Source organism: Saccharopolyspora sp. NPDC002578 (assembly GCF_053592695.1).
This window is the reverse complement of the sequence record NZ_JBSFWJ010000125.1, coordinates 1-9,839: the sequence shown is the minus strand read 5'-3', so window position 1 is coordinate 9,839 and position 9,839 is coordinate 1. Positions and strand designations below refer to the sequence as shown.

General features: G+C 71.6%; 10 protein-coding genes and 1 pseudogene. 8 read left to right on the top strand and 3 right to left on the bottom strand.

Going from position 1 to position 9,839, the window contains the following annotated elements; all coding sequences use genetic code 11:
• Nucleotides 1-135: 135 nt before the first annotated feature.
• From ACWD38_RS29445 to ACWD38_RS29435, 3 genes are read right to left on the bottom strand one after another with little or no spacing between them, the layout of a single operon-like run.
• Nucleotides 136-402 carry an HPr family phosphocarrier protein gene (locus tag ACWD38_RS29445; protein ID WP_184478133.1) on the bottom strand — a complete coding sequence of 89 codons (267 nt, stop codon included), beginning with the start codon at nucleotides 400-402 and terminating at the stop codon, nucleotides 136-138.
• 45 nt (nucleotides 403-447) lie between these two features.
• Nucleotides 448-1,764, bottom strand: a complete 1,317-nt coding sequence (locus ACWD38_RS29440) for a PTS transporter subunit EIIC (protein WP_450125366.1) — start codon at nucleotides 1,762-1,764, stop codon at nucleotides 448-450.
• Nucleotides 1,761-2,537, bottom strand: a complete 777-nt coding sequence (locus ACWD38_RS29435) for a UTRA domain-containing protein (RefSeq protein WP_184478135.1) — start codon at nucleotides 2,535-2,537, stop codon at nucleotides 1,761-1,763. Before ACWD38_RS29435 ends, ACWD38_RS29440 begins: the two co-directional genes overlap by 4 nt.
• Nucleotides 2,538-2,819: 282 nt before the next feature.
• On the opposite strand from ACWD38_RS29435, the pseudogene ACWD38_RS29430 reads away from it, so the two are divergent.
• The 8 genes and pseudogenes from ACWD38_RS29430 to ACWD38_RS29395 form a co-directional block, all read left to right on the top strand.
• Nucleotides 2,820-3,062: pseudogene (locus ACWD38_RS29430) on the top strand (glucose PTS transporter subunit EIIB); the annotation flags it as partial.
• Nucleotides 3,059-3,517, top strand: a complete 459-nt coding sequence (locus ACWD38_RS29425) for a glucose PTS transporter subunit IIA (RefSeq protein WP_184478137.1) — start codon at nucleotides 3,059-3,061, stop codon at nucleotides 3,515-3,517. The pseudogene ACWD38_RS29430 and the gene ACWD38_RS29425, both read left to right, overlap by 4 nt.
• 130 nt (nucleotides 3,518-3,647) lie before the next feature.
• The gene (locus ACWD38_RS29420; protein WP_450125365.1) at nucleotides 3,648-4,286 is read left to right on the top strand and encodes a prepilin peptidase; all 639 of its coding nucleotides are present in this window, start codon (nucleotides 3,648-3,650) and stop codon (nucleotides 4,284-4,286) included.
• Nucleotides 4,287-4,340: 54 nt separating this feature from the next.
• Nucleotides 4,341-5,546 carry a chorismate synthase gene (aroC, locus tag ACWD38_RS29415; RefSeq protein WP_184478138.1) on the top strand — a complete coding sequence of 402 codons (1,206 nt, stop codon included), beginning with the start codon at nucleotides 4,341-4,343 and terminating at the stop codon, nucleotides 5,544-5,546.
• Nucleotides 5,546-6,091: a shikimate kinase gene (locus tag ACWD38_RS29410; protein ID WP_184478139.1), complete on the top strand. Its 546-nt coding sequence runs from the start codon at nucleotides 5,546-5,548 to the stop codon at nucleotides 6,089-6,091. The genes aroC and ACWD38_RS29410 overlap by 1 nt, the downstream gene beginning before the upstream one ends.
• Nucleotides 6,092-6,169: 78 nt before the next feature.
• Nucleotides 6,170-7,282 (top strand): 3-dehydroquinate synthase, encoded by a 1,113-nt coding sequence (aroB, locus tag ACWD38_RS29405; protein ID WP_184478140.1) that lies wholly within the window; start codon nucleotides 6,170-6,172, stop codon nucleotides 7,280-7,282.
• Nucleotides 7,279-7,719, top strand: a complete 441-nt coding sequence (gene aroQ / locus ACWD38_RS29400) for a type II 3-dehydroquinate dehydratase (protein ID WP_184478141.1) — start codon at nucleotides 7,279-7,281, stop codon at nucleotides 7,717-7,719. Before aroB ends, aroQ begins: the two co-directional genes overlap by 4 nt.
• 229 nt (nucleotides 7,720-7,948) lie before the next feature.
• Nucleotides 7,949-9,436, top strand: coding sequence for a beta-xylosidase (locus ACWD38_RS29395; protein ID WP_450125364.1), 1,488 nt, complete (start codon nucleotides 7,949-7,951; stop codon nucleotides 9,434-9,436).
• Nucleotides 9,437-9,839: the final 403 nt, after the last annotated feature.

Genomic DNA, 9,839 nt, shown 5'->3' with positions numbered 1-9,839 from the left:
CCCAGCGCGCTCTCCGGGTCGACGAAGCTCAACCTGCGGTATTTTTCCCTCGTGGCGGAGCCACTTGGGAAAAAGATCCCGCAGCGAGAGACCGACTGAGGTTCCGCTAAATGACCACCCAAGCAGAACGAGCCGTCAGCTATCCAGATCAGACCCGACGAGTTCTGCTAGTTGGTCGAGGGCCGCGTCCGCGCCGTCGCCTTCGGCGGCGAGCACGACCTCGTCGCCGTGACCGGCGCCCAGCGTCATCAGACCGAGGATGCTGCCGGCCTGCACCGGTTCGGTGTCGGACTTGCGGATGGTGATCTGCACGGACTGCGCGGCGGCGGCTTTGGCGACCAGCGCCGCGGGACGCGCGTGCAGGCCGACCTTGCTGGCCACGGTGACCCGTCGCTCGGGCATGGGATTCCCTTTCCTCGAGGAACTGCGGTGGGGTGGGTCGGGACGTCAGGCCTTGCCCGCGTCCTTGCCGTTCTCGTCTCCTCCGCCGGTTTCGGGCAAAGCGTCCTGGGTCATCGTCGCCTTGGTGGCACTGGACGTTTCCCCTGTTTCGCCGCTGCCCTGGCCTTCGTCGAGCAGGGCGGAACCCTCTCCGTCGTCTTCGCGGCCCGGGGTGCGCAGGTTCCACTTGGTGATCACGAAGCGGAACACGAAGTAGTAGATGACGGCGTAGACCAGCCCGATCGGGATGAGCCACAGCGACTTCTGCGAGATGCCGAAGTTGAGCACGTAGTCGATGGCACCGGCGGAGAACCCGAACCCGGAGTGGATGTCCAGGAAGTTCACCAGCGCGTGCGAGGTGCCGGTGAGCACCGCGTGGATCAGCAGCAGCGGCCACGCCACGAAGATGAACGAGAACTCCAGCGGCTCGGTGATGCCGGTGAGGAACGAGGTGAGGCCGACCGAGAGCATCACGCCGCCGACGACGGTGCGCTGCGCGGGCGGTGCGCTGCGCCAGATGGCCAGGGCGGCGGCGGGCAGCGCGAACATGAAGATCGGGAAGAAGCCGGTCTGGAAGGTGCCCGCCGTCGGGTCACCGGCGAAGAAGCGGGCGATGTCGCCCTTCTCGCCGTTGTAGTCGCCGAACAGGAACCACACGACGTTGTTCGGGATGTGGTGCAGGCCGAACGGCAGCAGCAGCCGGTTGATCACGCCGTAGAGGCCGCCGCCGAGGACGGCGTTGGCGGTGACGAGGTCGCTGAACCCGGTCAGGACCGCGTCGAACAGCGGGAACAGCAGCCCGAGCACAACACCGATCACCAGCATCGCCACGGCGGTGACGATGGGCACGAAGCGGCGTCCGCCGAAGAACCCGAGGTAGTCGGGCAGCTTGATCCGGTGGTAGCGCTGCCACAGCCAGGCCGCGACGAGACCGGCGATGATGCCGCCGAGCACCCCGTACGGACCCTTGTTGAAGGTGGTCCCGTCCTCCTGCTCGGTGATCTGCCACATCACCCCGGACAGCACCAGGTAGCCGACCGCGCCCGCGAGCGCGGTGGTGCCGTCGGCCTTGCGCGCGAATCCGATCGCGACGCCGATGGCGAACAGCAGCGGCAGGTTGTCGAACAGGGCGCCACCGGCGGCGCCGATCACGCCGGCGACGGTCTGCAGACCCCCCACGCTGCCCAGCAGGTCATCCTGGCCGAGCCGCTGCAGCAGCGCGGCGGCCGGGAGCACCGCGATGGGCAGCATGAGGCTCCGGCCGAGCCGTTGCAGCAGCGCGAAGCCCTTGCTCGCGCCGCCGCTCGCTGAGCCGACGGTCATGGGGCTACCTCCTCGGATGGGCGGCCGGACTCTCCGGCCTCGGTTCGCAGTGGCATCGTCACTTGGTACGCGTCGCCCCGGTACCAGGACCGCATGTCCTCGACGGGGATGTCGCGAGCGGTGGAGATCCGGCGGAACACCAGCAGCGGGCTTCCGGGATCGACTTCTAGCAGGCGCGCCGTCTCCGCGTCCGCGCTTTCGGCGAGGACGGTCTGCGTCGCGTGTTCGAGCCGCACGCCGTAGTGCCGGTGCAGCAGCGAGTACAGCGACTCGGTGAGGTCGTGGCCGAGCAGGCCGGGAGCCGCGGCCGGGTGGAACCAGCCGCGCTCGACCGCGAGCGGCGCGCCGTCGGCCTTGCGCAGCCGGGTCAGCCAGTACGCGGGGTCACCGGGCGCGAGCCGCAGCGCCTCCGCGGTGTCCGGCGGCGGGGGTAGTTCGGCGTGGCCGAGCACCGTCGTCTCCGGGTGCAGGCCGCGTTGGCGCATGTCCTCGGTGAAGGAGGCCAGGTGCAGCCGGACGTCGACGCGGGGGCGGCCGGTGAAGGTGCCCTTGCCGCGGACCCGCACGAGCAGTCCTTCGGCGACGAGCTGCCCGATGGCTTCGCGCACGGTCAGCCGGGAGACGCCGTAGCGCAGCGTGAGGTCTCGTTCGGAGGGCATCGCGGAGCCGGGCGGCAGTTCCCTGGTGGCGATCTCGCGGAGGATCTCCCGCAACTGGGCGTGCTTCGGCGTGGGGCCGTCGAGCAGCGTGTCCGCTGTGCTGCGCTTGGCCACGACGCTCTCCCTGATCAGGGCCGGTTCCGGCCGTCCGTGCGGTGTCGGCCGGGTTGGTTCCGCTCGTGCGGTCGAATGCGTTCCACCGTGATGCGGATCATTGGTACTGTCCGGTCTATACCAGTTGATGCGGAAGAATGCTGCCTCACACGGATGGGTGTCAAGGCGGGGATGTTTTTGTTGCCGCTTCGACACTCGGTAACGCAAGATCGACCAACTGCGGGACCCTTCCGGCACCGCTAACGATCACCGACGGGCGAAGACCGCCGGAGTACGAAGGGAGCACGGGTGGCTCAGAACAAGGCCGCCGCGATCCTGGCCGCGCTGGGCGGCGGGGACAACGTGGTGGAGATCGAACCGTGCATCACGCGCCTGCGCTGCGAGGTCCACGACGACTCGCGCGTGGACGAGGCCGGGTTGAAGTCGGCGGGCGCGCACGGGGTGCTGCGGCAGGGCTCGGTCGTGCAGGTCGTCGTCGGTCCGGAGGCCGACACGCTGGCGGGCGACATCGAGGACCTGTTGTGAGCGTCGAGGTCCGCAGCCCGGTGACCGGCCTGGCCGCGTCGCTGGCCGACGTGCCCGACCCGGTGTTCTCGCAGGCCATGGTGGGCCCCGGCGTGGCGGTGAAACCGGCGGCCGGGCCCGCCGACGCGGTCGCGCCGATCGCGGGGACGGTCGCCACGCTGCACCCGCACGCGTTCGTGGTCGCCTCCGCGGGCGGCACCGCGGTCCTGGTGCACCTGGGCATCGACACGGTGCAGCTCAAGGGCGAGGGGTTCACCTTGCACGTCGCCAAGGGCGACACCGTCGAGGCGGGTCAGCCGATCGTGACCTGGGACCCGTCGGCGGTGGAGGGCCACGGCTACTCCTCGGTGTGCCCGGTGGTCGCGCTGGACCTGACTCCCGAGTCGCTGGGCGACCTGCGGGAGGACGGCCAGGTCGCGGCGGGCGATCCGCTGTTCACCGTCGAGGGCGGCTAACTCGAAGTCGATCGGAAGGCGGCCCGCCGGGCTCCGGTGGGCCGCTCTTTCGTGTCCGCCGCCGCAGCGGTCCGACACGCCGACGAATGTCGGCACCTCGCTTTCCGCGTTCGTCGGTGACGCTGGGCGCATGGATCACACGAGCGCGTTCGCGATGTTGTCCGCCGGAGCCTTGGGAGCGGTGGCGGGCCGAGCAGGCCGGTCGCTGCTGGCGTCCCGGCTGGTCGGAGTGCGACCTCCCCGGTGGTGCTGCGAAGCCGGCGTCGGAGTGCTGTGGGCGCTGGTCGCGGCGCGGACGGCGTCCGGGGCCTTACCGGTGTGGTGGGCGCCGGTGCCGCTGCTGCTGGGCTGGGCCGGGGTGCTGCTCGCGGTCTGCGACCTGATCGCCTCCCGGCTGCCGGACGTGCTGACGCTGCCCGCCTATCCGGTCGCCCTCGCGGCCGTCGGAGCCGCGGCCGTGGCCGTCGGTGAGTCCGCGCCGCTGTTCGCGGCGATGCTGGGCGCGCTGCTGTTCGCGAGCTGCTACGCGCTGGTGCGCATGCTCTCGCCGCCCGCGCTGGGGCCGGGCGATCTGAAGCTGTCGGGATCGCTCGGCGCGGCCGTGGGCGCCGTCTCGGTTCCGGCGGTGCTGGGGTGCGTGCTCGCGAGCGCGGTGCTCACCGTGCTGCACGCCTGCTGCGCCCGGAAGCGGGCCGTGGCGCACGGTCCGGCGATGCTGCTGCCCGCCTGGCTGGTCACGGCGTTCGGCCCGATTCCGGGAGGTGGTTGACCGATCCGCACCCGCATCGGCCGTGCGCAGGTGCTGCGTGGCAGGATTTCGGGTGTGTTGCGTTGGATGACAGCCGGAGAATCGCACGGTCCCGCCCTGGTGGCGGTGCTGGAAGGCATGGTCGCCGGAGTGGAGGTGACCACCGCTGACATCGCGACCCAGCTGGAGCGCCGCAAGCTCGGCTTCGGCCGCAGCCCGCGGATGAACTTCGAATCCGACGAGCTGGAGATCATTGGCGGGGTGCGTCACGGCCGCACCCAGGGCGGTCCGATCGCCGTCCGCATCGGCAACACCGAATGGCCCAAGTGGGAACAGGTCATGTCCGCCGACCCGGTGGACGAGGACGTGCTGGCCGGGCTGGCCCGCAACGAGCCGCTGACCCGGCCGCGGCCCGGCCACGCCGACCTGCCCGGCATGCAGAAGTACGGCTTCGAGGAATCCCGCCCGGTGCTGGAGCGCGCCAGCGCCCGCGAGACCGCCGCCCGCGTGGCGGCGGGCACCGTCGCGCGCCGCTTCCTGCACCAGCTGCTGGGCGTCGAGATCGTCAGCCACGTGGTGAGCCTCGGCTCCGTCAGCGTGGCCGGCGAAGCGCTTCCCGGCCCGGACGACCTCGCTGCGATCGACGAGAATCCCGTGCGGGCCTTCGGCGGCGACGCGACCGAGCGGATGATGGCGGAGGTCGACGCGGCCAAGGCCGACGGCGACACGCTCGGCGGCGTCGTCGAGGTCATCGCCTACGGCCTGCCCGCGGGCATCGGCTCGCACGTGCACTGGGACCGCAAGCTCGACGCCCGGCTCGCCGGTGCGCTGATGAGCATCCAGGCGGTCAAGGGCGTGGAGATCGGTGAGGCGTTCGCGAACGCCGCCCGCCGTGGCAGCGCCGCGCACGACGAGATCTACCCGGCCGACGGCGCCAAGTGGGTCAGCCGCGGCAGCAACCGCGCGGGCGGGCTCGAAGGCGGCATCACCAACGGCGAACCGCTGATCCTGCGCGCCGCGAAGAAGCCGATCTCCAGCCTGCCGCGCGCGCTGGCGACCGTGGACACCGTGACCGGTGAACCGGCGCAGGCGATGCACCAGCGCTCCGACATCACCGCCGTGCCCAGGGCCGCCGTGGTCGCCGAGACGATGGTCGCGCTGGTGCTGGCCGAGGCGGTGCTGGAGAAGTTCGGCGGCGACTCGCTGCCGGAGACCCGCCGCAACGTCGAGGGCTACCTCGCCGCGCTGGCCGAACGCGCCGAGAAGCGGCAGGTGCGCTGATGTCACCGCGCGCCGTGGTGGTCGGCCCCCCGGGTTCGGGGAAGACGACGGTGGGGCGGCTGCTCGCCGACCACCTCGGGGTGGAGTTCCGCGACACCGACGACGACGTGGTGCGCCTGGCGGGCAAGCCGATCCCGGAGATCTTCACCGTCGACGGCGAAACCGCGTTCCGCGAGCTGGAGGAGCAGGCGGTGGCCACGGCCCTCGCCGAGCACCCCGGCGTGCTCTCGCTCGGTGGTGGCGCGGTGATCTCCGAGCGCACCCGCAAGCTGCTCGCCGACCACCCGGTGGTGTTCCTGACGGTCGGCCTCGCCGAAGGTGCGCGGCGCACGGGGCTGGCGCAGACCTCCCGCCCGCTGCTGGCCGGGGTGAACCCCCGCGCGACGTTCAAGGCCCTGCTGGACGCGCGGCTCCCGCTGTACCGGGAGGCCGCTGACGTGGAACAACCCACCGACGGCCTGGAACCGTGGCGCCTGGTGGAGCTGGTGGCGGGCAAGCTCGACGAGATTCGTCCGGGCGGCGCCACCCGCGACGGCGAAGCGTGAATAATCGCGAGTGAGCGCCGCGGGACTCGTGTGGTCCCGGCGGCGGTTGCCGAGCCGCGACTGAATGAGTGGAGAACGATGCCCGAACCGGTGCGGATCAGGGTCGAGTCCGAGCAGCCCTACGACGTGGTGGTGGGCCGCGGACTGCTCGGCGATCTCGTCGAGTTGCTGACCGGAACCTCGGTGGTGGCGCTGCTGCACCAGCCGAGCATCACCGCGACCGTGGAGACGGTGCGCGAAGAGCTTGCCGCCGCCGGCCTCGACGCGCACCGGGTGGAGATCCCCGACGCGGAGGAGGGCAAGAGCCTCGCCGTGGCCGGGTTCTGCTGGGAGGTCCTCGGCAAGATCGGCATGGATCGCGCCGGTGTGGTGGTCTCCTTCGGCGGCGGCGCGGTGACCGATGTGGCCGGGTTCATCGCCGCGACCTGGATGCGCGGCGTTCGCGTCGTGCACGTGCCGACCACGCTGCTGGGCATGGTGGACGCCGCCGTCGGCGGCAAGACCGGCATCAACACCGAGGCGGGCAAGAACCTCGTCGGGATGTTCCACGAGCCGACCGCGGTCATGGTGGACCTGGCGACGCTGGAGAGCCTGCCGCGCAACGAACTCATCGCGGGCAGCGCGGAGATCGTCAAGACCGGGTTCATCGCCGACCCGCACATCCTCGAACTGATCGAGCAGGACCCGCAGGCGGCGCTCGACCCGACCGGCGACGTGCTCGAAGAGCTGGTGCGGCGTTCCATCCAGGTGAAGGCCGAAGTGGTCGCATCGGACCTGCGCGAATCCGGCCGCCGCGAAATCCTCAACTACGGCCACACCTTGGCGCACGCGATCGAGCGCCGGGAGCGCTACCGGTGGCGCCACGGCGCCGCGGTCAGCGTGGGGCTCGTGTTCGCCGCCGAGCTGGCCCGGCTGGCGGGCCGCCTCGACGACGAGACCGCGGACCGGCACAAGCGGGTGCTGGACCTGCTGGGCCTGCCGACCTCCTACGACCCGGAGGCGCTCGGCCAGCTGCTGGAGTCGATGAAGCTGGACAAGAAGTCCCGCTCCGGCCTGCTGCGGTTCGTCGTGCTCGACGGCATCGCGAAGCCCGGTCGGTTGGAAGGCCCGGACCCGTCGCTGGTGGCGGCGGCCTATTCGGCGCTGACCGGCGGTGAGAGCAAGCAGAGCGGCACGGAGGTGTTCCTGTGAGGACCTTGGTGCTCAACGGCCCGAACCTGGGCAGGCTGGGGTCGCGGGAGCCGTCGATCTACGGCGCCACGACGTACGCGGACCTGGTCGCGCTGTGCGAGCGCACCGGCCGGGAGCTGGGCCTGGACGTGGAGGTCCGCCAGACCGACCACGAGGGCGAGATGCTGGGCTGGCTGCACGAGGCGGCCGACGCGGGCGTTCCGGTGGTGCTCAACGCGGCGGCGTGGACGCACTACTCCGTCGCGGTCCGCGACGCGTGCTCGCAGCTGACCGGCCCGTTGCTGGAGGTGCACATCTCCAACGTGCACAAGCGGGAGGACTTCCGCTCGCACAGCTACCTCTCGGAGATCGCCACCGGCGTGATCGTCGGGCTCGGCGTCCGCGGCTACACCTTGGCGCTGCGCTGGATCGCCGAGGAGCACTCCGCGGAGGCGTGAGGATCAGGTGTCCGGTGGCGGAGGTCGCCTCGGCCTCCGCCGCGCGACCGCCGAGTCCGGTGTGGACGTCGCGGCCGGTTCCGTTGCGGAGATCACTGCTCATCGGCTTCGCACCGGCGGAGAAGGCCCCGAGCCCGCCGCGGTGACCGCCTAGACTGAGCTTCGCCCGGCGGTGGCCGGGCGTCCCGCGGGTGGCGGGTGATCGCACGGGGGAAGGCTCTTTCCGCACATGGTCGAACGGTCCCGCCTGTCCTGGTGGGCGCGCAGGGCGGTGCCGATCGGCGTGGTGTTCGCGCTGGGCGCGGCCTGCGCGCCGGGAACCCCGCCGCCGCGGCTGGAGCGGCCCGTGGAGCGCAGCCTGACCACCACGACGCTTCGCACCGCGAACGAGCGGTCGAGCGGATCGGTGGTGGCTTCCGGCGGGAACCCGGCGCCGTACAACTACGGGCCGACGGTGCTGGCCGAACCGGACGGCGAGGGCATGCGGTACCGGGCGTGGTGGTGCAGCCAGCTCCCGGCGATCGGGCCGCCCGGCGACGACGTCCTGTTCGCCGAATCCGGGGACCTGCAAGGCGATTTCGGCTTCTCCGGAGCTCCGGCCGTGCCGGTGTTCACGGGTGAGCCCGGCGCGTTCGACGGCAAGCACACCTGCGATCCCTCGGTGCTGCGGACCGGCGGCCGGTTCCACCTGTACTACACGGGTGCGGCCGGGGAGCACGCGCACGGCAACGCGATCGGCGTCGCGACCAGCGGTGACGGCAGGTCCTGGCGGCGGGCGGCGGCCGGTGGTCCGATCGTGCGGCCGTCCGGCGAGGTGCGGCGGGACAACGACTACGGCGCGGGCCAGCCGTCCGCGCTGTTCCTCGACGGCTGGTTCTACCTGCTGTTCACCGACACCACAGCGTCCGGCGCGGGCTGGAACGGGGCGGGGCAGTTCGTGCTGCGCGCCAGGGACGCGGAGTTCTCCGACCGGGTGCAGGCGTTGACGGACTCCGGTTTCGAGCCCGCGGGCACCACGGACGCGCCGCGGCGCCGCTCGGTGGTGGACGCGTTCAGCGCGGACTGGATGTGGAGCGACGCGCTGGCGGCGTTCGCGATCGCGCACCAGACGGAGCGGGGAACGACGATCACCTTCTGGGACCGCGATTTCACCGGTCACCCGTACGAGCCGCTCCTGCTGCCGGGGCCGTGGCGTGAGGGCCCCGGTTTGGTCCGGGCTGACGACGGCCACGCTCCCACGTCCACCGCGGACCCGTGCGGCACGGTGCCGGTGGACCTGCTGCGGGCGACCGAGCCGGCCCCGGCGCCCACCGCGCTGCGCTCGTTCGGACTGGACGTGCCGGGGGTGGCCGGCTGCGCTGATCCGGAGCGGGCGCGCGGGGTGCTGGAGGCGTTCGGCGTCCCCTCGCCGCAGCGGACCGTGGACGTGGTGCGCGGCGGCCGGAAGGTGCGCGTGGAGCGTCGTTCGGTGGCCGAGACGATGGTCCGCCGAGTCCTCGACGAACGGGTCCCCGCGCTGGAGGAGGTGCCCACCGAGGGCACCATCCGCGCCGGCGCACCGGTCCTGCGCTCCCCGTCGGGCGAACTCGCCATCGTCGACGACCACGGCCGGACGTGGACGATCGGCCCGGACACGGCCGAAGCCAACGACTCACCGATCTCCGACACCGACCAGCGAACCTGGGACGCAAGACCCCAAGCCGGCGACCTCCGCTGAACAGCCCCCACCCACCGATAGTGCTGCAACGGCAACGAACAAGCCCCTCCCCATCAAGGTCAACGGCAAGAAACACCAGCTCAACCCGGCCGCGAAGTCGCGCCGCGCACAGGCGAAGCCCCGCCTGCTCGGCAGCCGACGGCCGTGCTTGTGCGGCGAAGCCGTGCCTCGGGCGGCGGAGCAAGCCTGTTCGGCGGCCGTAGCCCGTGCTTTGCGGCGTAGCCGTGTCTTTGGACGAGCGAAGCGAAGTCTGCCTTGCGGCCGTAGGCCGTGCCTGTATTCGCGCAGCGAATAGCCCACGTCACAAAGCCGCTCACCGGCGGGTTCTCAGTCGGTCTCTCGCGAGGACGGCTTTTTCCCTCGTGGCGGAGCCACTCGGGAAAAAGATCCCGCAGCGAGAGAC